The organism is Pseudaminobacter sp. Soil_N_29 (genome assembly GCF_057656055.1).
The window spans coordinates 119034-144407 of sequence record NZ_JBDGLC010000005.1 but is presented as its reverse complement, the minus strand read 5'-3'; the positions used below and the strand labels follow the sequence as shown (position 1 = coordinate 144407).

General features: G+C 65.3%; 27 protein-coding genes. 9 read left to right on the top strand and 18 right to left on the bottom strand.

Features of this window, described 5'->3' with window-relative positions:
- Window positions 1–6 precede the first annotated feature (6 nt).
- On the top strand, window positions 7–1524 hold the full coding sequence (locus tag AC3A4H_RS13455) for a zinc-binding dehydrogenase (protein ID WP_487767111.1): 1518 nt from the start codon (window positions 7–9) through the stop codon (window positions 1522–1524).
- 356 nt (window positions 1525–1880) lie between these two features.
- Here AC3A4H_RS13455 and AC3A4H_RS13450 read toward each other — a convergent pair whose 3' ends face one another.
- The 3 genes from AC3A4H_RS13450 to AC3A4H_RS13440 all read right to left on the bottom strand — a co-directional run bounded on the left by AC3A4H_RS13450 (window position 1881) and on the right by AC3A4H_RS13440 (window position 3880).
- On the bottom strand, window positions 1881–2444 hold the full coding sequence (locus tag AC3A4H_RS13450; protein ID WP_487767110.1) for a pilus assembly protein TadG-related protein: 564 nt from the start codon (window positions 2442–2444) through the stop codon (window positions 1881–1883).
- Complete coding sequence (locus tag AC3A4H_RS13445) at window positions 2441–2869, bottom strand: TadE family protein (protein ID WP_487767109.1); 429 nt, start codon at window positions 2867–2869, stop codon at window positions 2441–2443. Before AC3A4H_RS13445 ends, AC3A4H_RS13450 begins: the two co-directional genes overlap by 4 nt.
- Window positions 2870–2947: 78 nt before the next feature.
- Complete coding sequence (locus AC3A4H_RS13440) at window positions 2948–3880, bottom strand: LysR substrate-binding domain-containing protein (protein ID WP_487767108.1); 933 nt, start codon at window positions 3878–3880, stop codon at window positions 2948–2950.
- A 101-nt stretch (window positions 3881–3981) separates the two neighbouring features.
- On the opposite strand from AC3A4H_RS13440, the gene AC3A4H_RS13435 reads away from it, so the two are divergent.
- The 4 genes from AC3A4H_RS13435 (at window position 3982) to AC3A4H_RS13420 (ending at window position 8473) form a co-directional block, all read left to right on the top strand.
- Window positions 3982–5022: an aromatic ring-hydroxylating dioxygenase subunit alpha gene (locus AC3A4H_RS13435; RefSeq protein ID WP_487767107.1), complete on the top strand. Its 1041-nt coding sequence runs from the start codon at window positions 3982–3984 to the stop codon at window positions 5020–5022.
- Complete coding sequence (locus AC3A4H_RS13430; RefSeq protein WP_487767106.1) at window positions 5019–6140, top strand: 2Fe-2S iron-sulfur cluster-binding protein; 1122 nt, start codon at window positions 5019–5021, stop codon at window positions 6138–6140. Before AC3A4H_RS13435 ends, AC3A4H_RS13430 begins: the two co-directional genes overlap by 4 nt.
- A 97-nt stretch (window positions 6141–6237) precedes the next feature.
- On the top strand, window positions 6238–7866 hold the full coding sequence (locus tag AC3A4H_RS13425; protein ID WP_487767105.1) for a SulP family inorganic anion transporter: 1629 nt from the start codon (window positions 6238–6240) through the stop codon (window positions 7864–7866).
- Complete coding sequence (locus tag AC3A4H_RS13420; protein WP_487767104.1) at window positions 7856–8473, top strand: ParB-like protein; 618 nt, start codon at window positions 7856–7858, stop codon at window positions 8471–8473. Before AC3A4H_RS13425 ends, AC3A4H_RS13420 begins: the two co-directional genes overlap by 11 nt.
- Before the next feature lie 13 nt (window positions 8474–8486).
- Here the strand turns inward: AC3A4H_RS13420 and fixJ are convergent, their stop codons facing one another.
- From fixJ to AC3A4H_RS13400, 4 genes are all read right to left on the bottom strand, one after another.
- On the bottom strand, window positions 8487–9104 hold the full coding sequence (gene fixJ / locus AC3A4H_RS13415; RefSeq protein WP_487767103.1) for a response regulator FixJ: 618 nt from the start codon (window positions 9102–9104) through the stop codon (window positions 8487–8489).
- Between the two features lie 15 nt (window positions 9105–9119).
- Entirely contained in the window at window positions 9120–10613 is a 1494-nt protein-coding gene (locus AC3A4H_RS13410) for a PAS domain S-box protein (RefSeq protein WP_487767102.1), read from the bottom strand.
- Between the two features lie 242 nt (window positions 10614–10855).
- The gene (locus AC3A4H_RS13405; RefSeq protein WP_487767101.1) at window positions 10856–11677 is read right to left on the bottom strand and encodes a universal stress protein; all 822 of its coding nucleotides are present in this window, start codon (window positions 11675–11677) and stop codon (window positions 10856–10858) included.
- Window positions 11678–11811: 134 nt separating this feature from the next.
- Window positions 11812–12243 carry a c-type cytochrome gene (locus tag AC3A4H_RS13400; protein ID WP_487767100.1) on the bottom strand — a complete coding sequence of 144 codons (432 nt, stop codon included), beginning with the start codon at window positions 12241–12243 and terminating at the stop codon, window positions 11812–11814.
- A 162-nt stretch (window positions 12244–12405) separates the two neighbouring features.
- On the opposite strand from AC3A4H_RS13400, the gene AC3A4H_RS13395 reads away from it, so the two are divergent.
- Window positions 12406–13242: a universal stress protein gene (locus tag AC3A4H_RS13395; protein WP_487767099.1), complete on the top strand. Its 837-nt coding sequence runs from the start codon at window positions 12406–12408 to the stop codon at window positions 13240–13242.
- A 6-nt stretch (window positions 13243–13248) separates the two neighbouring features.
- Here AC3A4H_RS13395 and AC3A4H_RS13390 read toward each other — a convergent pair whose 3' ends face one another.
- The 8 genes from AC3A4H_RS13390 to AC3A4H_RS13355 all read right to left on the bottom strand — a co-directional run bounded on the left by AC3A4H_RS13390 (window position 13249) and on the right by AC3A4H_RS13355 (window position 19615).
- Entirely contained in the window at window positions 13249–13740 is a 492-nt protein-coding gene (locus tag AC3A4H_RS13390) for a pyridoxamine 5'-phosphate oxidase family protein (RefSeq protein ID WP_487767098.1), read from the bottom strand.
- A gap of 75 nt (window positions 13741–13815) precedes the next feature.
- On the bottom strand, window positions 13816–14127 hold the full coding sequence (locus AC3A4H_RS13385; RefSeq protein WP_487767097.1) for a hypothetical protein: 312 nt from the start codon (window positions 14125–14127) through the stop codon (window positions 13816–13818).
- Window positions 14124–16007 (bottom strand): heavy metal translocating P-type ATPase, encoded by a 1884-nt coding sequence (locus AC3A4H_RS13380; RefSeq protein WP_487767096.1) that lies wholly within the window; start codon window positions 16005–16007, stop codon window positions 14124–14126. The genes AC3A4H_RS13385 and AC3A4H_RS13380 overlap by 4 nt, the downstream gene beginning before the upstream one ends.
- A gap of 36 nt (window positions 16008–16043) precedes the next feature.
- Complete coding sequence (locus tag AC3A4H_RS13375) at window positions 16044–16430, bottom strand: DUF302 domain-containing protein (RefSeq protein ID WP_487767095.1); 387 nt, start codon at window positions 16428–16430, stop codon at window positions 16044–16046.
- 106 nt (window positions 16431–16536) lie between these two features.
- On the bottom strand, window positions 16537–18102 hold the full coding sequence (locus AC3A4H_RS13370) for a bifunctional aminoglycoside phosphotransferase/ATP-binding protein (RefSeq protein WP_487767094.1): 1566 nt from the start codon (window positions 18100–18102) through the stop codon (window positions 16537–16539).
- 28 nt (window positions 18103–18130) lie between these two features.
- Window positions 18131–18781 (bottom strand): helix-turn-helix domain-containing protein, encoded by a 651-nt coding sequence (locus AC3A4H_RS13365; RefSeq protein ID WP_487767093.1) that lies wholly within the window; start codon window positions 18779–18781, stop codon window positions 18131–18133.
- A 112-nt stretch (window positions 18782–18893) separates the two neighbouring features.
- Window positions 18894–19274 carry a response regulator gene (locus AC3A4H_RS13360; RefSeq protein ID WP_487767092.1) on the bottom strand — a complete coding sequence of 127 codons (381 nt, stop codon included), beginning with the start codon at window positions 19272–19274 and terminating at the stop codon, window positions 18894–18896.
- Between the two features lie 140 nt (window positions 19275–19414).
- Window positions 19415–19615: a hypothetical protein gene (locus AC3A4H_RS13355; RefSeq protein WP_487767091.1), complete on the bottom strand. Its 201-nt coding sequence runs from the start codon at window positions 19613–19615 to the stop codon at window positions 19415–19417.
- Window positions 19616–19860: 245 nt separating this feature from the next.
- Between AC3A4H_RS13355 and AC3A4H_RS13350 the strand changes: the two genes are divergently transcribed.
- Entirely contained in the window at window positions 19861–21279 is a 1419-nt protein-coding gene (locus tag AC3A4H_RS13350) for an FAD-binding oxidoreductase (protein WP_487767090.1), read from the top strand.
- A 22-nt stretch (window positions 21280–21301) separates the two neighbouring features.
- Here the strand turns inward: AC3A4H_RS13350 and AC3A4H_RS13345 are convergent, their stop codons facing one another.
- Complete coding sequence (locus tag AC3A4H_RS13345; protein WP_487767308.1) at window positions 21302–21784, bottom strand: Lrp/AsnC family transcriptional regulator; 483 nt, start codon at window positions 21782–21784, stop codon at window positions 21302–21304.
- Between the two features lie 90 nt (window positions 21785–21874).
- On the opposite strand from AC3A4H_RS13345, the gene rocF reads away from it, so the two are divergent.
- Window positions 21875–22795 carry an arginase gene (gene rocF, locus AC3A4H_RS13340; protein ID WP_487767089.1) on the top strand — a complete coding sequence of 307 codons (921 nt, stop codon included), beginning with the start codon at window positions 21875–21877 and terminating at the stop codon, window positions 22793–22795.
- Between the two features lie 4 nt (window positions 22796–22799).
- Entirely contained in the window at window positions 22800–23867 is a 1068-nt protein-coding gene (locus tag AC3A4H_RS13335; protein WP_487767088.1) for an ornithine cyclodeaminase, read from the top strand.
- A 127-nt stretch (window positions 23868–23994) separates the two neighbouring features.
- On the opposite strand, the gene AC3A4H_RS13330 is transcribed toward AC3A4H_RS13335, so the two are convergent.
- Window positions 23995–24285 carry a GlsB/YeaQ/YmgE family stress response membrane protein gene (locus AC3A4H_RS13330; RefSeq protein ID WP_348780010.1) on the bottom strand — a complete coding sequence of 97 codons (291 nt, stop codon included), beginning with the start codon at window positions 24283–24285 and terminating at the stop codon, window positions 23995–23997.
- A 175-nt stretch (window positions 24286–24460) separates the two neighbouring features.
- On the bottom strand, window positions 24461–25132 hold the full coding sequence (locus AC3A4H_RS13325) for a Crp/Fnr family transcriptional regulator (protein WP_487767087.1): 672 nt from the start codon (window positions 25130–25132) through the stop codon (window positions 24461–24463).
- Window positions 25133–25374 lie beyond the last annotated feature (242 nt).

Genomic DNA, 25374 nt, shown 5'->3' with positions numbered 1-25374 from the left:
CGCCAGATGGTTCAGGTCTGCCAGAGCACCATCATCGACGCGCCGATCGAGGAAGTCTGGCGTGTGCTGCGCGATTTCAACGGGCACGACCGCTGGCACCCGGCGATCGCGTCAAGCGAGATCGAAAACGGCGAGCCGGTGGATGCGGTCGGATCGGTCCGGCGCTTTCGGCTCGCGGATGGCGGCGAGTTGCGCGAGCAGTTGCTGTCGCTCTCGGACAAGGATTTTCGGCTGACCTATTGCCTGCTGGAATCGCCGCTGCCGCTGATGGGCTATGTCGCCTCGATCCGGCTGAAGCCGGTGACCGACGGCAACCGCACCTTCTGGGAATGGCGCTCCGAGTTCCATCCGCCGGCGAACCGACGCGACGAACTGGTGCGGCTGGTGACCGATGGCATCTATTGGGCAGGCTTTGCGGCGATCCGCAAGCTGCTGCGCGACACCGGCCCGCGGATCGCTAGCCCTGCGCCGGCACCGGCGATTATCCAGCGGGAAGCGCCACCTCAAGTTCGACCGGTCGAGCAACCGTCCGCCACCGTCCCCGCAAGCCACACCAGGGCGATTGTCGTGGAGAGGCACGGTGGCCCCGAGGTACTGCAGTTCAGGGACATCGGGCTCGCCGCTCCCGGCCATGGCGAGGTGCAGGTCCGGCACACCGCCATCGGCGTGAACTTCATCGATGTCTATTGCCGCACCGGCTATTTCAAGCTGCTGACGCCGCCCGGGGTGCCGGGCATGGAAGCCGCCGGCGTGGTCGAGGCTGTCGGGCCTGGAGTGACGGGGTTTGCCGTCGGCCAGAGGGTCGCCTATGCCTGCGCGCCAGTCGGCGCCTATTGCGAGCGGCGCAACATCTCGACGCAGTTGCTCCTGCATCTGCCGGACGACATCTCCGATGACATCGCCGCGGCCGGGTTGCTCAAGGGGGTTACCGCCAGCTTTCTCCTGCACGATGTCCATGCGCTTAAAGCCGGCAGCGTGGCGCTGATCCATGCCGGCGCGGGCGGGGTCGGCCAGTTGCTGGTGCAGTGGGCCCGGCATCTCGGCGCGACCGTGATCACCACCGTGTCGACGGACGACAAGGCCCGCATTGTCGAACGGCTGGGTGCCCATCATGTCGTGGTCTATTCGCGCAAGAATTTCGCCGATGCGGTCATGCAGATCACCGGCGGTCGCGGCGCCGACGTGGTCTATGACGCGGTCGGCAACGACACTTTTGGCGGTTCGCTGGCGGCTCTTGGCGTAAGGGGCCACCTTGTCAGCTTCGGCCAGGCGTCGGGCCCGGTCGGCGAGTGGGACATCGACCGCATGGCGTCGAAATCGATCACGGTCTCGCGGCCGAACTATGGGCATTACACCGACACGCCCGAGAAACTGGCCCCTCACGCAGAACGCTTCTTTGCGGCGCTGCGCCAGCGCACGGTCTCGGTCGAAGCGCCGGCGCGCTATGCGCTGGAAGACGCCGCCCAGGCGCATCGCGACCTTGAGCTGCGCCGTAGCACCGGGTCCATCGTGCTCGGCGTCTGACCCGCGGTGTGCCGTCAGTCATGCGCGAAAAGAAAAAGCCCCTTCCGCTTGCGGGGGCGTGGCGGAAGGGGCGAGGAAACCCACCGAAAAGGAGGGCACAGGCGCTTGCCTGTAAAAACGAACTTAGCAAACACCCGCAAAGATTGTGTAATCAATCTTTACAACCAAATGTTGTATTTAATTGCGTGCCTGATTGCAAGAGGCAATATCGGGCGAGCACCACGCTCGCCGGAGCGGTAATCGCGGTTCAGGCTTTCTGGTTCAAGGGTGGAAGAAGCCACAATCCGCCAGGCAGCGCCGATGCAGGCGCAGTCGCCCGGAGGCGGGCTGGGACCTTTCGGCGTTGAACGCCAAGGCTACTGGACGAGAACGGAGCGGCCGCGGCCGCCGATCGAAAAGGCGGCCCGCGCCGAAACGCTTGCCGTCGCCTGCGCTCCGATGAGCGGCCGGCCGGTGAGTTCATTGCCGAAACGCCGGGTTCCGACCTTCTGCAATGTCACCCTAACGGCGTTGAATGGTCGCGCGCCGGGCGAGAAGCGTGTGTCTGGGGCGGTTGCCGACGTGCCGACATAACGGCCCGGTTCGACAGTGACAGTCGGCTGGGTGAGCGCGGCGAGGTCGCCGGCCTGCGTGCCGCTACGCGCCAGGACGACATCATGCATGCCGTTGTCGAGCAAGGTCATGAGAACGGCCGCAACCGCCTTGTCGAGGTTGGCGGCTGCGGTGATCGCCGCAAGGTCGACCAGCGACTGCGCATGACGCCGCTCGGCATAGAGCGCACCCTCTTCGATTGCGAAGGCTGCCAGCACCAGCGCCGCCGGCATGGTAATCGCCGTCATCACGGCGAGATTGCCGGAGACGTCGGAAAGAAACCTTCTTCTCCCGGCTGCGCGAGCGTGCTGGCTGGGTCGCTGCATCATGTCCCTCCTATGCGGATGGTCGACTGCCGAAAGATGGTTTTTCCCTGTATCGGCAAGCCGTGCAGGAGGCTCCAGATCGGCAGCGCGCCGGCGTCATAGCTGAGGGCCAAGACGAACTGGCCGCTGTCGTTTGCGCCGTCGCACGTGCCGATCGTCAGTTTTTCCGGATCGACGAAGAGATAGTTGCTCGCATTGCGCCGGATGAAGTCCGCCGCCAGCATGCGGCGCTCCGCCTGGTTCAGCCCGGCAATGGCGATGCGCGCTGCGTCCGCCGCGATCTGGTGGACGGAATGGCTGGCGCCGAGATAGACGCCGTAGCCGGCCATGCCGAGGAACAGCATGATGAAGAGCGGCGCCAGAAGCGCGTACTCGACGGGTGAAGTTCCCGATCTCGATGAAAGATATCGACGGCTGGCGGTTTGCATGGCGCCATTATCGGCTCGCAAGTCGCTAGGAAGGGAAAAGCCGGATTGCAACCGAAGGTGGAGGCCGGTTGCGTCCCGTCACGGCGTTTGCGCGGAGCGGGCGTTTTGGCGTTTGGACATGGAGAGCATGAAAGCGCGAAACGCCGCGCCGAAGGATTTTTCCAGCGCCGCGCGGTTCCACGCCAGGAAATAGGCGCCCGGCATCCGCAGCCGCAGGTCGAAGGGCACCACCAGCCGGCCGGCCTCCAGGTCGCCGGAAATCATAGACATCTGCGCCAGCACGAAGCCGCGGCCGTTCATGGCGGCTTCGATAGCCGCGCTGGAAAGCGAGAAGGTGATTTCCGCGGATTTTTCCGGCACCTCGGCGCCCGCCAGCGCCGCCCAGTCGTGCCAGCTCACCGACGGCTGCTGGTCGGCGTCCCATTCGATCTCGATCAGCGGAAGCGCGACGATGTCGGCCGGCGTACTGAGAGGATGGGCCGCCAGGAAAGATGGCGAGCAGGCCGGCACAACCCAGTCGGTGAACATCTCGGCATAGTGTTCGTAAGTGTGCACCCCCTGGCCGTAGGTGATCCGGAAGTCGGCCTCGCCGTCGTCCAGACGCGGCTCGGTCTCCGAGCCGATCAGCCTGATGTTGGCCTCGGGGTTCTTCGCCCTCCAGTCCAGAACCAGCGGACCCACCCATTTGCTGGCCAGCGAGGGCAGGCAGCTCACCACGAAGCCGGCCTTGCGGTGGCTCTGGTAGAGCGCGGCCTGCGCCTTCTTCAGCTCCTCGAAGGTGTTGGCGATGCCGCGCTGGTATTGCTTGCCCAACTCGGTCAGTGCCACGCGGCGGCCCTTGCGCTCGACCAATCGCAGCCCGATCGCCGTCTCGACATTGCGCAGTTGCTGGCTCACCGCGCCGGGGGTGACGCCGAGTTCGTCCGCAGCCGCACTGACGGTGCCGAGGCGGGCGACGGATTCGAATGCCTGGATGGCGCGCAGCGGCGGCAGTTTGAGCGGCGTTTTCATGCTCGATATTGTAGATTTTCTAACATAGAAGGCAAATTGAATCGCTTTTGATCCCCGGGCTCGTGGCTTAGGCTTTGGCCCAGAAAATACAGGAGGAACTGATGTTTCTGAGAAACGCCTGGTACGTCGCCGCCTGGGACCACGAGGTTGGCCGCCAGCTCCAGCCGATCAAGGTGCTGGGCGAGGAGATCGTTCTCTACCGCAAGACCGACGGCACGCCGGTGGCGTTGGAGAATGCCTGCCCGCACCGCAAGTTGCCGCTGTCCATGGGCCGCATCAAGGGCGACGAGGTCGAGTGCGGCTATCACGGCCTGACCTTCGACGGCACCGGCACCTGCACGCGCGTGCCTGGGGCGGAGAAGATCCCGCACGTGGCCTGCGTGCGCTCCTACCCGCTGGTCGAGCGCTACGGCCTGCTCTGGATCTGGATGGGCGTTGCCGACAAGGCCGACCCGTCCGAGATCTTCCAGGTCGAGCACTGGGGCGACCCGGCCTGGGGTGTAAACCGCGGCGAGTCGATGATGCTCGAGTGCAACTATCTCTACATGACCGACAACCTGCTCGACCCCTCGCACGTGTCGTGGGTGCACCAGTCGTCGTTCGGCGGCGTGCAGGCGATGGAAGACCTGCCGCTGCAGACCACGGTGGGCGAAAAGGGCGTCACGGTGTGGCGTTGGATGCACGACGTGGAGCCGGCGCCCTTCTACAAGCCGTTCCTGAAGTTCGGCGGCAATTGCGACCGCAAGCAGCACTACGAGGTGCACTATCCCAGCAACGCGATCATCAAGGCGATCTTCGCGCCGGCCAACACCGGCGGCGAAGACAAGCCGCTGCATGAAGACGTGTTCCTGATGGACAGCTACAACTTCATGACGCCGGTGGATGAGGACCACACCAGGTATTACTGGTTCCAGATGCGCAACTTCGCGCCCGACGACGAAGAGGTGTCGCGCAAGTTTGCCGCCTCGGTGCGTGGCGCTTTCGAGGAAGATCGGGCTGTTCTGAACGCCGTGCACAAAGGCATGAAGAACATGTGCACGCCGAACCTCGACCTGAAGATCGACGTCGGCCCGCTGCGCTTCCGGCGCAATCTCGGCCAGCTGATCGCCGCCGAGGGCGCAGACAAGAAGGCCGCCGAATGAACGCAGTCGCGGGCATCGAAGCCGCCGGCAGGAGCGGCTTTCGCGAACTGAAGGTTGTCGCCAAGGTTCGTGAAAGCAGCACCATCACCTCGTTTTACCTGGAGCCGCTGCAGCCGGAAGGCTGGCGGCTCTTTGCGCCCGGCCAGTTCCTGGTGTTCAAGCTGCCGGTGGAAGGCGAGCGCGGTTTCGTGCTGCGCAACTACAGCGTCTCCTGTTCGCCGGCCGTGCCCGGCCGCTATCGCATCACCGTCAAGCGCGAGCCGGCAGCGGCGCCCGAGCTGCCGGCGGGTGCGTGCTCGTCCTTCCTGCACGACCGCACCGAGGTCGGCGATGTGCTTTTGGCGGAAGGGCCGCGCGGCGACTTCGTCCTGGACGAGACGAGCGAGCGGCCGGTGGTGCTGTTGAGCGGCGGCGTCGGGCTGACGCCGATGGTTTCGATGCTGCATGCGCTTGCCGGCACCGGGCGCCGGGTGTTCTTCATTCATGCCTGCGACAGCGGCGATGTGCACGCGCTGCGCGACGAGGTCGAGGCCGTGGCGGCCTCGCGTGACGGCATTGGCGTGCATTTCTGCTACCGCTTCCCGACCGAGGCCGATCGCCCCGCCGCCCGCCACCACAGCGAAGGGGTGGTGACCCGCGAACTGCTGCAGAGCCTGCTGCCGCTCGACGACTACGAGGTCTATCTCTGCGGGCCGCCGCCCTTCATGCAGGCGATGTATGGCACGCTGCGCGGGCTGGGCATCGCGAAGGAGCGCATCGCCTACGAGTTTTTTGGCCCCGCGACCGTGCTGGAGCCGGACCGGGTGCAACCGGCCGCCGAAACGCCGCCGGCGCCGCAAGGCGAGGCCGCGGCTACGGGCGACCAGCTCACCATCGAATTCCGCCGTTCGGGCCGCACCGCCGTCTGGGACGACAGCGCGGAATCGCTGCTGGCCTTTGCCGAGGACCAGGGCCTGACGCCGGACTTCTCCTGCCGCGCGGGCGTCTGCAGCACCTGCAAGTCGCGCCTGATCGAAGGCGAGGTCGCCTATTTCGAAGAGCCGCTCGACGAGCTTGCGGCGGGCGAGGTGCTGCTGTGCTGCTCGAAGCCGAAGGGTTCGCTCGTCATCGACATCTGAGGCAGGCAGCGCCGAATCTTCTGGGAAATCACCGCGCGGCTGGTTGCGCCGCGGGGCCTCTTGCCAGCGCCACAGATTGCGGCGTTAGATCAGCTGCATGCGCAAAGGCGACCTCATTGCAGGCGTTTCCGTGGCCGGCCTGTTGCTGCCGGAAGCGGTGGCCTACGCATCCATTGCCGGCTTGCCGCCCCAGCGCGCCATCCTGGCTGGCATTGCGGGTTGCCTGACCTACGCCGCCTTCGGCCGCAGCCGCTTTGCCATCGTCTCGCCGACCTCTTCTTCCGCCGCAATTCTGGCGGCGACGCTCGCATCGATCCCGGGCGCCGATGGTTTCAAGCCGGCTCTTGCCACGATCGTGGTTGCGCTGGCCGGGTGCCTCTTCCTGTTCGCGGCCGCAGCCCGGCTTGGCGGCTTCACCGGCTTCATTTCGCGTCCGGTTCTGGGCGGCTTTGCCTTCGGCCTTGCCATAACCATCATCATCCATCAGTTGCCGCGGCTCGCCGGCGTGGAGGTTTCCGTACCCAATATCTGGTCCCTGCTTGCCAAGCTGGCCGCCGCACTTCCGCAATGGAATCTGGTGAGCCTGGCGATCGGTGCCGTCGCGCTGGTCGCGCTCCTGCTGCTGAAGCGCTTTCCGGCGGTCCCCGGCGCCTTTCTGGTGCTGGCGGCGGGGGTGGCGGCATCGCTGGGCCTCGGGCTGCCGGGGCAAGGCGTTGCGGTAGTGGGCGCGATCAACCTCGAGCCCCGCTGGCCTGCATTCCCGGCGCTCGGCTGGCCGGAATATGCAACGCTTGCCCAGTTCACCGTGCCGCTGGTGCTGATCTTGTTTGCCGAATCCTGGGGCACCATCCGGGCGCTGGCGCTGCGCCATGGCGATTCCGTCGAGCCCAACCGCGAGCTCGGCGCGCTCGGCTTTGCCAATCTTGCAGCCGCGGTCGTGCAGGGCATGCCCGTGGGCGCCGGCTTTTCGGCCGGCTCGGCAAGCGAGGCGGCCGGCGCCAGGACCCGCGCGACCGCCGTGATCGCGGGGCTCGGGCTTGCCGTGCTGATCGCCTTCGCCGCGCCGCTCGTCGCGCAATTGCCGCAGGCGGTGCTGGCCGCGGTGGTGATTGCCGCTCTCACCCATTCGCTCGACCTCGCGCCGTTCCTGCGGCTGTGGCGGCTTGGAAGGGATTTCTACATCGCCGTCGGCGCGGCCGCCTCCGTGCTGCTGCTTGGCGTGCTGGCCGGCATGCTGGTGGCAATCGCGCTATCGTTGATTGCGTTGGTGCAGCGCCTTGCCACCCCGCATGTCGCGCGGCTGGGCCAAGTCGGCAACTCGCATGACTATGTCGACGTCGCTCGCCATGAAGACGCCGTGCTGCCGAAAGGGATTGCCATCTGGCGGCCGACCGAGCCGTTGTTCTTCGCCAATGCGGACCGGACCTTTGCCGTGATCCGCAACAAGGTCGCGGCCGAGCCGACGGTCAGGGCGGTCGTCGTCAGCCTCGAGGAAAGTGCGGAGTTCGACAGCACCGCGCTCGACGCCTTGCTGGAATTCGACCGCGCCATATCTGCAACCGGCGTGAGGGTACAGCTTGCCCGGCTGCACCACCGCGTCAGCGACCTGCTGCTCGCGGCCGGCGCGGCCGATCTTCAGGCACGCAGCAGCTACAGCGTCGACGATGCGGTCCGGGCCGTGTCCGCATCGATCCAGGACCAGGGAGGTTGCCATCATGAAGCGTGACGTCGAGCCGCTGCTTCACCCGGTCGAGATCGCCACTTTGCGGCCCACGCAGATGACGGTCGGCTTTCGCGAAGTTTCCCAGAAGCGCGTCGAGTGGCGCCGGCGTTCGGAAGAGGGCGGGTCGGAGTTCCTGGGGCATCACATGGTGCCGGCGGTGCTGGGTCCAAAGCAGCGGCACTATCTCATCGACAATCACCATCTCGTCCGCGCTCTTTACGAGGAAAGGGTGGAGCATGTTCTGGTGAGGCTCGTCGCCGATCTCAGCACGCTCCCCAAGCCGTCATTCTGGACGTTCATGGACAACCGCAACTGGCTGCACCCCTACGATGCCGCCGGGAAACGAAAGCCTCTCGACCGGCTTCCGAAGGCCATCGACGATCTTGCCGACGACCCCTACCGCTCGCTTGCCGGTGCCTTGCGCAGGGCAGGTGGCTACGGCAAGGACGCCACGCCATACTCGGAGTTCCTCTGGGCCGATTTCCTGCGCCGCCAGGTCGATCTCGCGACGCTGGAGCGCGATTTCCAGAAAGCGCTCGTGCAGGCGCTGGCAGTGGCGCATGGCCCGGACGCCAGCTATCTTCCGGGCTGGTGCGGTCCGGACGAATGACCGACGCCGGGAGTCAATGTAGGTCGAACTGCGCGGCCATTGTCATGCGCACCAGCTCGGGCAGGCTTCTTGCCTGCATCTTTGCCATCACGCTGGCGCGGTGCGCCTCCACCGTGCGCGGGCTGATGTCCAGCTCATAGGCGATGGTCTTGTTGGGAAGCCCGCTCACCACGCCGGAAAGCACCTGTCGTTCGCGTTCGCTCAACTGGTTCAGCCGCGCCTGCACGACGGCCAGCTCCTCGGCGCCGGCCGGCTTGCTGGCATGGGTTTGCACGGCGTGTTCCAGGGCCTCGATCAGCACTTCGTCCTCGAACGGCTTCTCGATGAAGTCGAGCGCGCCGGCCTTCATCGCCTCCACCGCCATGGGCACGTCGCCATGGCCGGTAATGACGATGGCCGGCATGCTGATATGGGAGGCCCGCAGGCAGCGCAGCAACTCGACGCCGCTGATGTCGGGCATTCGCAGGTCGGTCAGCAGGCAGCCGTTGCGGATGTTGGGCGCGACCGCAAGAAACGCGGCGGCCGTCTCGTGCGTACGCACCGCAAAGCCGGCCGTGGTCAGCAGGAAGGCGAGGGACTTCCTTGCCTGCTCCTCGTCGTCGACGATCTGGATGACGTAGGGGTCAATCATGCCGCAGCGCGCCTGTCATATTGTCGGCAGGGTGAAGTGAAACGTCGCGCCGCCATCATCGTTCCGCCTGACGGCCATTTCGCCTCCATGCGCCTCCACGATGCGCTTGGAAATGGAAAGCCCCACGCCCATGCCTCCCGGTTTCGTGGTGACAAAGGGGGTGAACAATTGCGCCGCGATCTCGTCCGGTATGCCGGGCCCGGTGTCCGCAACCTCCACGGTCACCATGCCATCGCCGTTTGACGAGGTGCGCACCAGCAGTTCCCGGCGCTCGCATTCGCGCATCGCTTCCATGGCGTTGCGCATCAGGTTTGCCAGCACCTGCTGGATCTGCACGCGGTCCACCATCACCGTGTCGGCCCCCGGCGCGAAGTCGAAAACCGAACGCACGCCCTGCTCGCGGGAGCCAGCCAGGGCCAGCGCGCCGGCTTCCTCCACCAGCCTGCGCACGTCCTCGGGCGCCTTCTCGGTTTCGCCGCGCGTCACGAATTCGCGCAGATGCTTGATGATCTGGCCGGCGCGAAACGATTGCCGCGCGGCCTCTTCCAGCGCCTCGCGCATCTTGGCAGCAAGGCCGTCGTCGATGTCGCGCAACAGGCGGATGCAGCCCTGCACGTAATTGGCTATCGCCGAGAGCGGATGGTTGAGCTCGTGCGCGAGCGTTGAGGCCATCTCGCCCAGTTCGTTGAGCCGCGCCAGCCTGGCCAGTTCGCCCTGCACCTGGTGCAGGCGCAATTCCGACGCCTGGCGCTCGGTCAGGTCATGAATGAAGCCGGTGAAATAGATGCTGCCGCCGAAGCTCATTTCGCCGACCGAAAGCTTCATCGGAAAGGTCGAGCCATCCTTGCGCCGGCCGACGACGACACGGTCGAGCCCGATGATACGCTTCTGGTGGGTCGTGAAATAGCGGTTGATGTAGCCGTCATGTTCGCTGCGATAGGGCTCGGGCATCAGCACGCGAACGTTCTGGCCCACGATCTCGCTTTCCGAATAGCCGAATTGCCTCACCGCCGCGGCGTTGAAGGTGATGATGGTTCCAGCCGCGTCGATCACCACGGTGGCGTCGGGAACCGTGTCCAGGATAGAGCGCAGATGCGCTTCCCTCGCCTCGAGCTCGCGCGCCGTCTTGTCCGCAAGCCTTTGCGCGTGGTGGAGCCTCTCTCCTACCCAGGCTATGGCAAGGCCCACCAAGGCAAACAGGGCAAACTGAAATGCGTCGGCGGGCAGGCTGGGCGCGCCGCCGCCCAGATAGTATGCGGCCGGCAGGGACAAGACGACCGCGACGAGCCCTGGTCCGATGCCGCCGGCAACCGATGCCAGCAATATTGCGGGGATGAAAAGGATGAACGAGGCGCGACCGTCGAGAAGCTGTTGCAGAGCGAAACGGATGCAGAAGGCCGCGACGACCGACACAAGCGCCAGGACATAGCCCGCCGGACCGTCGAAGCGGTTTGACACGACCTCATGGAGGAAACGGCCATACAGGCCTGAAATATCTCTCGCCGGCATGATGCGGGCACCAGGTTCGAGACTGGTTTTATCACATGATAATTAGGGCAACGATCAGGAAAAACCCGCCTCCGAACGCATGGGAATGCGGGTGATTTTAGCCCATTGCGACGCTGCAAGCCCGCCCTCGTGAGGGGGAAGGCGAGCCTCGGCTATGGCAATGTCCCACGAGGCAAAGAAGCCGCCTGTCCTTTAATCGCCTCCGGTGTGGCGCGCACTGAGAACGGCGGCGGCGGTCCTGGTCAGCTGGACATGAAGCGGTGCAGGCCGTTTTCGCCCAGCAGCGAACGGGTCACGCCGCCGAAGACCCACTCCCGCAATCTGCTGTGGCCGTAGGCGCCGGATACGACCAGATCGGCCTTCATCGACCGCGCATGGCTGGTAAGCGCCGCGCTGTCGTCGTGGCCGGCGATGATCTCGGCGCGTGCCTTGATGCCGTGGCGCGCCAGGTAGGCGGCGACTTCCTCCACCCCTGTGCTCGAAATCGAACCTTCGGTTTCCTCGACCGTCACCACAGCCACTTCCTGCGCCAGGGTAAGCAGCGGAATTGCATCCGCCACCGCGCGCCGCGCTTCGCGCGTGTCCTTCCAGGCCACCAGCGCCTTGTCGGTCGCAAGGCGTTCCGCATCCAGGGCCGCCACCAGAACCGGCCGCCCGGCGTTCAGCACCAGGCTGCCGAGATCGGTGGAGCGATAGAGGTTTGCGCTGGCGCTCTTGTCCGGCGGACCGGTGATGATGAGATCGGCCGAGCGTGCCGCCTCCGCGACATGGCGGGTCGGGATTGCGAGTTCCTCGCGCCATTCCAGCTCCACGGCGGTGCCGGCAAGCTGCTCCAGCTTCGTGCGCAGTTCGGCAAATTTCGCCTCTATGTTCTCGCGCTCGCACTCCACCAGCTCGCCGTCGAAAACCATGCCGTCGGCCGATGCCATCGGGGGCGGAACGTCGGCAGCGGCAAGCCCGATCAGCCGGGCGTCGAGCCGCTGCGCCAGGTCCACCGCGAGCTTCATGAGCAGCGTCGAGCGGCGGTCGATGTCGAGATTGAGGAGTATGGTCTTGTACGCCACGGCACTTCCTTTCCTCGGCCGCCTGCCGACGGGCTTTCCGGTTCGATCCCAGCAACGTCAGGAAATCCATATAGGGCGCATGACGGCGCGCCTTGATCCGGGTCAAAATCGGCTGGCGCCTGCCGCATATGGCATCACTGCTGCTGCTGCAGCGACCTGATGTAGTAGGCGAGGGCAAGGATCCTGTCCTGGGCCGACAACTCGACCCCGTTTGGCGCGGTCGCCGGCTTGTTCTCCTGGCGAAACACATCGCCCCAGATCGGCATCATGCGCTCGCCGTGGCCCGGAACCATGAAGCGGCCGTCTATGGTCGCCACCACCTTCTCCATCGGGAACTTGCCGCCATTGTTCCGTTCCAGGGCGGTGAGATCGGCGGGCTTTCGGGTAAGCACCTGCGCCATGATCCCGTCGCCCCGGCCGCGAATGCCGTGGCAGGCGGCGCAGAAGTTCTTGTAATACTGCTGGCCGAGCGACATGTCCTGCGCGAAACACGTTGCCGGCAGCAGCCCTGCCGCCAGCAACCATGATCCTGTAACGATGGCCAGGGACCTGATGGTCTTTCTCATCACGTCCTCCCTTTTTGAGATGAATGGCACCGTTTGGCGGCCTCTGCCTTGACCCGGGTCAACGCGGCAAATCTTGTTCGGCGTCCGGGCTTTGATCCAGCGCAATGAAGGGGCTGTCCGCCTTCGCTAGAAAGACTTTGCGGCGTGGCAAGGAGTTTCGGAATGTTCTTCAAGACCGTGCTCTGCGTTGTCGGTGTTCACCAGTCGGATCGCGATGTCAGGCGGGCGATTAGTCTCTGTGCCGAAGTGCAGGCTCATCTGTCCGTGCTGGTCGTGTGCCTGGCGGCACCGCCGCCGGTCGGCGCCTATGCGGCGGTTCTGTCCGAGCCATGGCTGCAGGAACGCGAGAAAGACAATTCCGAGCTCAAGCAGCGCGTCGAAGAGATCTCCCAGCTAACAGCGACCGCCGGCACGTCTTGCGACGTGAACGGCTATTATTCCGAGGTCGTCTGGGCTGACGAGGCAATCGGCCAGCGCGCGCGCTACAGCGACCTGACGCTGATTGGCGCCGAACTGCTCGATGACGGCGATTTGCGGGCAGCCGCCATAGGCGGAGCCTTGTTCGAATCCGCCCGTCCGGTGCTGCTGATGCCGGACGGCAAGGTCCCGACCTTGCGGCCGAAGACCGTCCTCGTCGCCTGGGATTCGCGCATCGAGTCGGCCCGCGCCGTGCACGAGGCCTTGCCACTTCTGCCCGGAGCGGAGCGCGTGCACGTCACGCTTGTCGATCCGCAGGCCGGGCTCGACCTGAGCGGCCCGGAGCCGGGCACGGACGTCGCGGCGTATCTGGGCCGCCACGGCATCAAGGTCGCGGTGGATCGTCTCCCGCGCGGCGGACGCGCCGTGGCCGACGTGCTCGCGCAGCATGCGATGGATCTCGACGCCGACTTGATCGTGATGGGGGCATATGGCCATTCGCGCCTTCGGGAGCGCCTGTTCGGAGGCGTGACCAGGACGATGATCGAAAAGGCCAACCTGCCGGTTTTCATGGCTCACTGACGGGAACTAGCCCCGACGAGGGTGGGTACCCGCCGGCTCGTCGGCGGGGGCGACCTCGATGGCCCGGCGACCCGTGACGGTCTCGACCAGGATGCGATAGAAGATGTGGGTGGAATCGCGCACTACCGGCTGCGGACCGGGCTTGAGGCCGCCGGGCTCCCACCAGTTCGGAAATTCATGCAGCAGCGTCCAGGCGTGGTTGCGCTCGCGTTTCCACTGCGGCGTGTCGGTCAATTCCTCGAAAAGCCCGTAGACCACGACGCTGCGCCACTCGCGGTGCTGGGAAAACTCATCGACCTGGATGCAAACGTGAGGGTTGGCGCGCATCCAGTCGATTTTCTGGCCGGGCATCGAGAAACTATAGAGGCAATCATTGGCATAGGCGAAATGGATCGGCACCACATAGGGGCGGTTTTCTCTCGCGCAGGCAAGGCGCCCCAGCCGGGATGCCGAGATCAGGTCGATGCTCTCCTGCCACGTCATTTCCTTCAATAACATTGCAATACCTGCCTGTGTTTCGGGAAGCGTCACGGCCGGCCGCCAGCATACGACCGGCCAGTGTCCAAGGGGCCCTCACCTGCAGGCGCGGGCAACCCTCCTGGCCAGTTCCGCGCCCATCTTGGTTCGATGGGCGTGGCCGAGCTGTATCAATTCCTTGCCGTCCGGCTTCTGCGACACGATCTCACATTTCTTGGAATCGGGCTTGTGAACCACGAAATACTCATTCGCCGCGAGGGCGGTGGTTCCGGTCAGGGAAAGCACCGCGCCGACCATCACAAGTTTCCGTAACATGGCATTGCTCCGTTTCGGATAACGCGGTCCGTCGAAGCCGGACCGGGCAAAAATTCTATAGCCGCCGCAAGGAGTCGCCTTGATCAGCGTCAATGGACAGCCAATTCGGCCTCCGCGTCCTGCAGCACAGGCCACAGCTGGCCGGGACCAAGTGCTCGCAGCGCATTGACGATCACCGCGACATCTATCGCTTCCTGAAACAGTGCTCCCGCCACGGGCGTCAGATAGCCGAATGCGGCCGCCACCATTCCGGCACCTGACAAGGCGAGACCCACCACGATGCTCTGCAGGGCGATGGAGCGGGTGCGTTGGGCGATCGCCAGCGCTTGCGCCACCCGGTCCAGCCGGTCCACCAGCACCACCACGTCTGCCGCTTCCGAAGATGCCGTGGCGCCGCGCGCACCCATGGCAACGCCGAGGCTGGCTGCCGCCAGCGCCGGAGCGTCGTTGATGCCGTCGCCCACCATCATCGTGGGCTGGACGGCCGTTTCGGCCAGCACGGCGTCGACCTTTTCGGCCGGGCTGCGCTCTGCGAGAACCTCGTCAAGGTCGAGCTCGGCTGCCACCGCACGTGCCACGGCCTCGTTGTCGCCGGTCACCATGATCATGCGCGAAACCCCGGCATCGCGCAGGCCCTGAAGGGCCTTCGGGGTGTCGGGGCGGATCTCGTCGCCCATCACGAGAACGGCCGCCAGCTCGCCAGCGATCGAAAGGTAGAGCGTCAGCGCCGCCATGTGCCGGGTCGCGGCCGCGCTGCTTTCGGCCCAGTCGGGCAACTTCATGTCGGCGCAGACAAGGCTACGGGAACCGGCGCGGACCTTCCTGCCGTCGACCAGCCCTTCGATCCCCGAGCCGCGATGTTCCTGGACCATGCTCGGCTGCGAGAGCGGCAAGCCCCGTGCCCTCGCCGTGGCGATGAGGGTTTCGGCAAGCACGTGGTGCGACGCCTGCTCCAGCGATGCGACCAGCCGCAGCGCTTCATCCGCCTCGACGCCGGGCTTGGTCTTCATGCAGAGAAGCTTGGCGCCGCCTTCGGTGAGCGTTCCGGTCTTGTCGAACACGGCGGTCCGGATCCCGGCCAGAGCCTCCAGCGCAGCGCTGCCCTTCATGAGCACGCCGGCCTTGGCCGCGCGCGAAACGCCGCCGATGAAGGCCACCGGCGCGGCCAGGATAAGCGGGCAGGGCGTGGCCACCACCAGCACGGCCAGCGCCCGCACAGGGTCGCCCGAACCCCACCATGCCGCTCCCGCGACGACAAGCGTTGCCGGCAGCAGAAGCAGGGCAAAGCGGTCGGCCATGCGCATGAAGGGGGCCTTGGCGGTCTGCGCCGCCTCCACCATCCGCACGATGCCGGCATAGGTGCTGGCACCCGCCTGCGCGATGGCCCGGAAGCGAAAGGCCTCGCCCGCGTTCACCGTGCCGCTGCGCAGCGTCTCACCCTTGCGGCGGGTGGCGGGAATGGGCTCGCCGGTCAGGGCCGATTCATCGATGGTCGCTGTCGTGTCGAGAAGCTCGCCGTCGACCGGCAGGACCTCGCCGGCGCGCACCAGCAGCTCGTCGCCGATCGCCACCTGGGCAACCGGAACATCGACAATCCCGTCGCTGGCCTTTCGATGCGCCACGCGCGGGGTGCGATCGGTCAGCGAGCGCAGGTCATGCTCGGCTCGGCCGCGGGCAAAATCCTCCAGCACGTTGCCCCCCGAATACATCATGGCGATGACCACGGCAGCGAACGGCTCGTCGAGCGCAAGCGCGCCCGCCATCGAAAGCAGCGCAATGGCATCGACGCCTATCCGCCCGATCCAGAAGTCGCGAAGAATCGAAATGGCGAGCGCGGCGATGACCGGCACCACTGCCGCCGCCCAAATCCAGCCGGCATCCACCGGCCAATCGAAGACGTAAGCCGCGGCGCCAACGACGAGCCCGATGCCGGCAAGCGTCAGAAGCGATCGATGGAACAGGCCTTCGTTCAAGGGCGCGGTCTCTGCTTTCGCTGGCAAGCGGCCCGGTCAGAGCCCGTCGACGATTTCCTTCAGCAGGCCGCGAACCTTCGAGGCAATGTCGGCCAGTTCCGGATTGCCGACGGAGGACATCGACGCGACCGGATCGATGGCGCAAACCTCTATCTCGCCGGGGGCTTTCTCCATCACCGTCACGTTGCAGGGCAGCATCGTGCCGATCCTGTCCTCTGCCTGAAGCGCGCGATAGGCGTAATGCGGATTGCAGGCTCCGAGGATCGTGTACGGCTTGAAGTCGACGCCCAGCTTGCGCTTCAGCGTGTCGCGCACGTCAATGGTCGTCAGAACACCGAACCCCCTGGCCGCCAGAGCCTGGATCACCCTTCCCACGACAGTGTCGAACGGCCCGGGCAACGACTTGCTGAGATAGTAGCTCATGGCATGTCTCGCGAGCAAAACGCGGCATTGCAGGTGCAGCGCCTGTCCTGCAAGCGCGCGTCGGCCATCCTATAGTCCCGGCAAACCGTGCCGGCCTTGATCTGGCTCAAGCTTCGCCGATCCGCTCGGTCTCCGCGTTCTCGCAGCTGGCGGTTCGGTCCTTGAGGGCCAGGATTGCGTTCACGATGGCGGGCGGGGTGCCGGTGGCGTCCACCCGGTTCCAGCCGATTTCTCCCGCGTCGCGCCCAAGCTGCTGCTGCACTATTTCGGCCGTGGCATCCGACGCCCCTCCCGTGCGTTCGCCCACCCGCCGCAGCAGCGTGCCGGCGTCCGCGTCGAGCCAGATGCCGGTGAATTCCGCGCCGCCTTGCGAAGCCGCAGCTTCGATCAGCGCGCGGTTTTCGGGCCTGTCGAACACGGCGTCGGCCACCACCGATCCGCCTTGCTGCAGCAGGGCGCTCGCCCGGTCGCCGAGCGCCCGATAGACCTTCGCGGATACTTCCGGCCGATAGGCTTCGACGGCGAGGCGGGTTTCGGCCGAGACCCCGAACATCGCCTTGCGCAGCCGGTCGCTCTCGACCAGGCGCGCCCCCGGAGGTGCGCCGATGCGAGGCGCCATTGCCTCCGCGATCGTGGACTTTCCCGACCCGCTCAAGCCCCCAATAGCCACGATGGCGGCGGGCACGCGCTCCAGAAGCGCATGGGCCAGCTCGAAATAGGAGCGCGCCGCTGTCACCAGTTCCTCCGACTTCAGTTCGCTTTCCTCGACCTGCGTGGCGGTGACATGCGCGCGCACCGCTGCCCGCACCGCCATGAAGAACGGCAGCAGCGCAAAGCCGTCGTCGTCGCCGGTTTCGTCCAGATAGCGGTTCATCACCACATTGGCGAAGTCGCGCAGGTCGCGATGCCACAGGTCCATCAGCAGGAACGCCAAGTCGTAGAGAACGTCCACGGTGGCGATCCGGTCGTTGAACTCGATGCAGTCGAACAGCCTCGGGGCACCGTTGAACATGCAGATGTTGCGCAGGTGAAGGTCGCCATGGCAGCGGCGGATCTTTCCGGCGTCGGCGCGGCGGTCCAGTGCGGCGGTGTGGCGATCCAGTTCCATCCGGAACCTGCCGGCGCTGGCGCGCACTTCGTCGGGCGTGAAGACGTGGCTGGTGGAAAAGCCGGCTTCGTTTATGTCGAGCACGGCCCGCATGCTGGCCGCCCCCTTCTCACGCGCCCGGGGCGCCTCAGCGTGAAACCGCGCCACCATGTGGGCGACTTCCTGCATCAGCTTCGGCGTCAGTTCGCCCGCCGCTGCCATCCGGTCGAACAAGCAGCCTTGGTCGAATCGCACCATCTCCACCACCGCTTCGACCAGCTCTCCTGCGCCGTCGAGGGCGAGCTTTCCGGTGTTGTCGCGCACGATGCGGCGCACGCCCAGATAGAGGCCGGGGGCCGTGGCGGAGTTCAGCGCCACCTCCTTTTCGCAGGCGGCCATGCGCAAGTCGGGGGTCGAGAAGTCGACATAGGGCAGCCTCACCGCCCGCTTCATCTTGAAGGCGCGGTTTCCGGCAAGGAAGATCAGCGAGATATGCGTCTCGATCACCTCGACAGGGCCCGTCAGCCGAAAGGTCTCCGGTCTGCTGAGGAAGTCGACAGCCGGCGTCTGATCGTCGACGATCATGGGAAGCGGCCGCTCGGATAGGCCGGGCTCAGTCGCTCAGGTTTTGAAGGATGTCCCATCTCAGGATCTCGACGCTGCGCAGGCCGTGAAGGCGGATGGCTCCGGTTTCCCGAAACATCGAGAATACACGCGACACGGTTTCAATGGCGAGGCCGAGATAGTCGCCAATGTCCATGCGCGGCATGGGCAGGTCTATGCGGCTGGTTCCGCCCTGCCTTTCGGCCATATTGAGCAGAAATGCCGCCACGCGCTCGGCGGCGGCCTGCCGGCCCAGCACCAGCAGGTGGTCCTGCGTCCGTATCAGGCTGCGAAGCGCCAGCGGTAGGAGTTCGCGGGACATTTCCTCGCATGAGGCGAGAGAGAATTTGCGGATGCCGGCCGCATTGATCGCCTCGGCAAAGAAGCGGTGCGTGGGGTCGGCCTCGAAGCCGAAGATCTCGCCGCTGAGATGAAAGGCGCTGATCTGGCGGCGGCCATCCGCCATCAGCCGGTAGACGCGAACGGCTCCGAACACGACCTGATAGACGTAGCCTGCCGCTTCGCCCTGCGCATAGATTTCCGAGCCGGCGGGAAAATAGATGGTCTGCTGGCAGGGCGAGAAAAGCGAGGCGTGGTGGCGGCTGGCGGCGTCAGGCTCGTTGAGCACGGACACGTTGCGGGAATTCGCATAGGCAAGCATGGGACGGCCTCCGAGAGTTCTCCGAGGCGATAGAATTGGCGCTTATATGCCGGGGCGGAATTCGGTTATGTCCGTACGTGGAAATACGTAGTCATGGTACCCGGCCGGAAACCTAGCGAACCGAAGTCCGCGGCGCGTCGGTACGGGACAACACCAGCCGCACGGTCTCGACCAGCGTGCTTCCCAGAAACGGCTTGATCAGCACCTTGGCGTCGGGAAAACCGGTCAGGTCGGGCAGCGGCAGAAACCTGTCGGCAAGCAGCACGATGGGCCGGGCGGATCGTCCAAGCTCCTTCCACGCCGAGGCGCGTCCCCGCATCGCGTCCTCGTCGACCACGGCGCAGCCTGCCGAATTGGCGCGGGGGGAAGCTATTGCCTTCGACAGGTGGGCGTGGGGCTCCACGTCGAAGCCCTCGGCTTCGAGCACGAACACCAGCGACCTTCGAAATCCTTCGTCGGAGGCGACGACCAAGATCTTGCCGATGGTGGCCAAAGGAATGAGTTCTCCCACTGCCGACTTGCAATTCCGAGTGATAGACGGCTTCGCACAAGCTTGCCTTGCGTCAGGTCAAATCGGCAGTGGGAGGTGGATTGATATGGCGCGCCGGGGGAAAGCCGCGCGCCGGGTGGATGTCAGAGATTGGCGGGTTCGCCCCTCAGAAGCTGGTTGGCGTCGAAGGGGCGGCGGGGGTATTGCCGGCGAGCCATCCGCTCTGCGGCCTGCATCATGAGCAGTCTCACGTCCTCGGCGCGGACACCGTCGCGCGCCATCACCTTGTGAACGACCGGGTCGCTCAGGAGGTCTTCGAGTGTCGTATGGTACGGGCTCTGCATTACTTCCTCCAAGTGCTTCCTGAACCCCTAGGTAGGGTATGCCTCGACCATTGCCACCCTATGACTGACCAAATTTCCGCACGGGGTGCCGTGTCCGGCCGCGGCCGGAGTGGGCCAGTGCGGGTTTCCGGCGGAAAATGCGACAATCCGTCCGGGGGCCTTCTGCGGGCGCGCGCGGCGTATTTTTGGCTTGCCGCCCATCCCGAGATCGCGCATGTGCTGTGCCGTCCCGAGGAAGACCCACCATGACCCAGACCAGCCCCCGACCATCTACTCCGCTCGATGACGCCACGCTTGCCAGGATCGAGGCCATAGCCGGGCCTGTGCTGCGTGAGGAAAAGCTTCGCGACTGGGACCCGGGATACCACGTCGACAATTTCGCGGCCGGTGCCGCGGTGTCGCCGCGCTCCGTGGACGAGTTGTGCGCACTGCTGGCGCTGTGCAATGCCGAGCGTATTGCCGTGGTCACCCATGGCGGCCGCACCGGCCTGGTCGGCGGCACCGCATCGGCGCCCGGCAGCCTCATCGTCAGCACCCGCCGCCTGAATGGTGGCATCGAGATCGATCCCGTCGGTCGGGTCGCCATCGCCGATGCCGGCGTGACGCTGGAGACGCTGCAGCAGGCCGCGGCCGAGCATGGCCTCAGCCCCGGCATCGATCTGCCCTCGCGCGGCAGCGCGACGCTGGGCGGCCTTGCCGCCACCAATGCCGGCGGCATCGAGGCCTTCCGCTTCGGCACCATGCGCGACCGCCTGCTTGGCTGCGAGTTCGTGCGCGCCGACGGAACGCTGGTCAGTGATCTTGCCCGCGTCTTGAAGAACAACACCGGCTACGGCCTCACCGACCTGATCGCCGGTTCAGAAGGCACGCTCGGCATCATCACCCGGCTTGCGATCCGGCTCGAGCCGTTGCGGCCGGTGGCCGCCACGGCGCTGTTTGCCTTCGCGACCATCGAGGAGACGCTGGCTGTCGCCCGGAACCTGCGCGACCGTTTCGGCGACCGCCTGCGCGCGGTGGAGATTCTCTGGCGCGAATATGCCGAAACCATCGCCGCCCAGCACGGCCAGTCGCTGGAGGCCATCGGTATTGGCGAGGGCGCCTTCCTGCTTCTGGCCGAGACCGAGGAGACGCCGGAGGGCGACGGCCAGGACAAGTTCCTCTCCCATCTCGAGGCGCTGTTCGAGGAGGGGCTGGTCAGCGAAGCCGTCCTGGCGCAGAACAACAGCCAGCGCGACTTCTTCTGGATCCTGCGCGAGGATGCCGACGTGCTGTTCCGCGTCTGGCCGCACGTCCATTCCTTCGACGTCTCGGTGCCGCTCGCCAATCTCGGCGACTATGCCCGCCAAGTCGAACCGAAGCTTAAGCAGCTGGCCGATCCCGTCGGCGTCCACATTTTCGGCCATCTCGCCGACGGCAATCTGCATGTCATGCTCGGCCTCAACGATGACCTGCCGCATGAGGCCATGGAGGCGATCCTATATCCGGGCCTTACCGAAATGGGCGGCGCCTTCTCGGCCGAGCACGGCATCGGCCTGGAAAAGCGCGAAGCCTTTGCGCTCTACAACAGCCCGGCCAAGCACGAGACGATGGCGGCGATCAAGGCCGCTCTCGATCCACGCGGCATTCTCAACCCCGGCAAGATCTTTTCCGCCGAGCCGCGCTGACGCGCAGGCAAGGCGGGGCTGCCTAAAGCCTCGCCTTGGTGCTGCGCGGCGTTGCCAGAAGCAGGTTTGTCTCGCTGCCGGTGATGCCGGGTATCAGGCGGATGCGCCGCAGCGCCGCGTCGAAATCCGTCAGGGTGGCCGTGCCGAGTTCGGCCACCAGATCCCAGCGCCCGTTGGTCGTGTGCACGGCCGACACCTCCGGAAAGCCACCCAGCGCCCGGATCACCCTGTCGGCGGCAACGCCTTCGATCTCGATCATCATGATGCCGCGCACCGGCTGGCCCACGGCATCCGCCCGCAGGATCACCGTGTAGCCGATGATGTCGCCGGCCTTCTCCAGCCGCTCCAGGCGGGCGCGAACCGTGGCGCGCGACACGCCCAGATCGGCCGCCAGATCGGAGATGCTGCGCCTGCCGTCGTGGCGCAGCAGCGTGATGAGCTTTTCGTCCAGGGCATCCATGGCATTCTCATTTTGGCAAAATGGCCTGCCGAAATGATAGACAATGCCGGTTTGATTGCCAATTCAGCCTGTTCATTTCGCCAGCGCAAGCCGCTTCAATGTAGCCGGAATTGCTTTCGGGATTTTCGGGGTCGCATGCATTGCAGGATTGTCGGGGCGCCGGTTCAGGATGGAACCGGGCGCATGGGTTGCGAGATGGGGCCGAGCGCATTGCGCACGGCGGGCCTTGTTGCCGCGCTTGCTGAACTGGGCCACACCGTCGCCGATCTTGGCGCGGTTGTGCCAGAAGCGTTGCGTGAGATCGAGCACGCCAACCAGTCGCTCAAGGCGCTCGGCGCCATCTCGGCTTGGACAGGTGTGATTGCCGAAGCCGCCTATGCCGCGAGCGGCGAAGGCATGCCGATCTTTCTTGGCGGCGACCACAGCATCTCGGCCGGCACGGTCTCCGGCGTTGCCCGGCGCGCCGCCGAAATCGGCCGTCCGCTGTTCGTGCTGTGGCTCGACGCCCACCCCGACTTCCACACGCTGGACACCACGACCAGCGGCAACCTGCACGGCGTGCCGCTTGCCTATGCGACCGGCCAACCCGGCTTCGAAGGCTACCTGCCGCCTCTTGAGGCGACGGTCGATCCCCGTCGGGTCTGCGCGCTCGGCATTCGCAGCGTCGACCCGGCCGAGCGCGTCGCGCTGAGCCGCGCGGGCGTCACGGTGCACGACATGCGCGCCGTGGACGAGCACGGCATCGCGCCGCTGCTTCGCGCCTTCCTGGAACGCGTTGCGGCCGAAAATGGCCTTCTGCATGTCAGTCTCGACGTCGACTTTCTCGATCCGTCCATCGCGCCGGCGGTCGGCACCACCGTGCCGGGCGGCGCCACCTTCCGCGAGGCGCACCTGGCCATGGAAATGCTGCACGACAGCGGACTGGTCACCAGCCTCGACCTTGTCGAGCTGAACCCCTTTCTGGATGAGCGCGGCCGAACGGCAACGCTGATGGTCGATCTCACGGCGAGTTTGATGGGGCGCCGCATAATGGACCGGCCCACGAGGAGTTATTGAAATCATGCTGCCCAAACTGAACATCGTTCCCTTCGTCAGTGTCGACAACATGATGAAGCTGGTTCTGGCCATCGGCGTCGAACGTTTCCTGAAGGAACTCGCCGGCTATATCGAGGAGGATTTCCGGCGCTGGGAAGCCTTCGACAAGACGCCGCGTGTCGCGTCGCACAGCCATGAGGGCGTCATCGAGCTGATGCCCACCAGCGACGGCCATCTCTACGGCTTCAAATACGTGAACGGCCACCCCAAGAACACGCGCAGCGGCCGCCAGACGGTCACGGCGTTCGGCGTTCTGGCCGATGTCGGCTCGGGCTATCCGATGCTGCTGACCGAAATGACGATCCTCACCGCGCTGCGCACCGCGGCGACATCGGCGGTGGCCGCCAAATACCTGGCGCCGAAGGGCAGCGAATGCATGGCCATCATCGGCAACGGCGCCCAGTCCGAATTCCAGGCGCTGGCCTTCGCCACCTTGCTGGGCATCAGGAAGCTGCGCCTGTTCGATATCGACATCGAGGCCAGCCGCAGATGCGCGCGGAACCTGGCCGGCATGGGCTTCGACATCACCATCTGCACCTCCGGCGAGCAGGCGGTGGAAGGCGCCCACATCATCACCACGGTGACGGCGGACAAGCAGTACGCCACCATTCTCACCGACAACATGGTCGGCTCCGGCGTTCACATCAATGCGGTGGGCGGCGACTGCCCGGGCAAGACCGAACTGCATCACGACATCCTGCTGCGTTCGGAAATCATCGTGGAATATCCGCCCCAGACGCGCATCGAGGGGGAGATCCAGCAGCTTTCGCCCGACCATCCGGTAACCGAACTCTGGCAGGTGATTGCCGGCAGGGCGCTCGGCCGCAAGGAAGAGACGCAGATCACGCTGTTCGATTCCGTCGGCTTCGCCATCGAGGACTTTTCGGCGCTTCGCTATGTGCGTGACCGGCTGGAATCAACTGGCCTCTATGAAGAGCTCGACCTCCTGGCCGACCCCGACGAGCCGCGCGATCTGTTCGGTATGCTGCTGCGCGCGCAGAAGGCTTCCGAAGCGCCGGTCGAAGTCGCCTGACACCACCGGCGCGACGCTGGCACACACATTACGAGCGGGGCCTTTGGAGCCCCGCTCGTCCTATCGCCCGCCTATAATCTCGGCTGACCTTGCTTCGCGGCTGCCTGGGGCGGCCGCGGGGCCAAGGTCATGAGTGCCTGCCCCAGTGATGGCGCTGCCAGGTGCCGGCATCATGAACCAGCCTTGCGATCAGCAGCAACACCAGCGCCCCAATGACAGCGTTGATCGACCAGGCAACGAGCGCCGTGCCGATCGTCAGGCCGATCTTGGGCAGAAGCCATGTGCCGATGAATGCGCCGACCACGCCGATGATGAGGTCGCCGACCATCCCGAACCTGGCACCCTGCACGATCTGATCGGCCAGCCATCCGCAAACCAGGCCAGCCACCAACACGATCAGAAGATTTTCGACTGACATGTACATCATGTGCCTCCAGACTTCCCAGGAGACGGACGCCTTTCGATGCGTCGCACAGGCAACCACTCCTGCGGCCAGATGCTACGTCCGTGTCTGGACAAAGACTGTGCAAAATTGCTCACTTCACGAATTTTGTGCATCGTTTCCATGGGCTTGCACCCCTGCCGGCGTGCCCTCAATCCTTGGAGCGCGGCTGCTCGTGCAGAATGACGTTGAACAGCGAGGGGTGGACCTCGATGGTGCCGTTGTAGTCGATGAAGCCGAGCCTGCGAAACTTGTTCATGAAGAAGCTGACCCGGGAGCGGGTCGTGCCGATCATCTCCGCCAGGGTTTCCTGGCTGATCTTGATGACTATCGGCTCGGGCTTGCCCTCCTTGCCGAAATTGGCAAGCCGCAGAAGAACCCGGGCCAAGCGCTTCTCGCTTGAATTGAACAGCTGATCGACCAGGTCGGCTTCGACGCGCAGCGTCCGGTCCAGCAGACGCGCGATGAACTGCTCGGCAAAGTCGGGATCGTTGTGGATCAGGCGCGCAATCGCCGCCTTCTCGAAGCGCGCGACCGAGGCCTCGGTCATCGTCGTCGCGGTTGAAATGCGCTGCTTCTGGCCGGCTAGGCAGCCTTCGCCGAAGAAGTCGCCAGGGCCAAGAATTGCGATCACCGCTTCCTTGCCCTGTTCCGAAACGACGGTGATCTTCACCTTGCCCTGCTGAAGCTGGAACACGGCGTCGGCCAGGTCGCCTTGCGAAAAGACGATCTGGCCTTTTGCGTATCTGCCGATGCTGCGCCCTTCGCCAATCCTGGTGAGAAAGGTCACAGCATCGAATGGCGGTTTGCGCCTGTTTGCCATGGCAGCCTTCGCGTTGCAGCCGGACGACGAAGCTTCTGTAATCATAATGTTCCCGAGCCGCCGGGGCAGGGCCAATGTCGTCGCAAAGCTGCTGCGGCCAACACGATTGCGTGCAGGTCGTCCGCTTTCGAACTAACGTGCGCGGAACGCGGCGCCCGCGACGCTGTTACCTCGTCGGCGTCGAGTGATCCGGCAGCCAGCATGAGCAACCTTGCTCACCCGGCAATGCGCGGCGGCCCGAT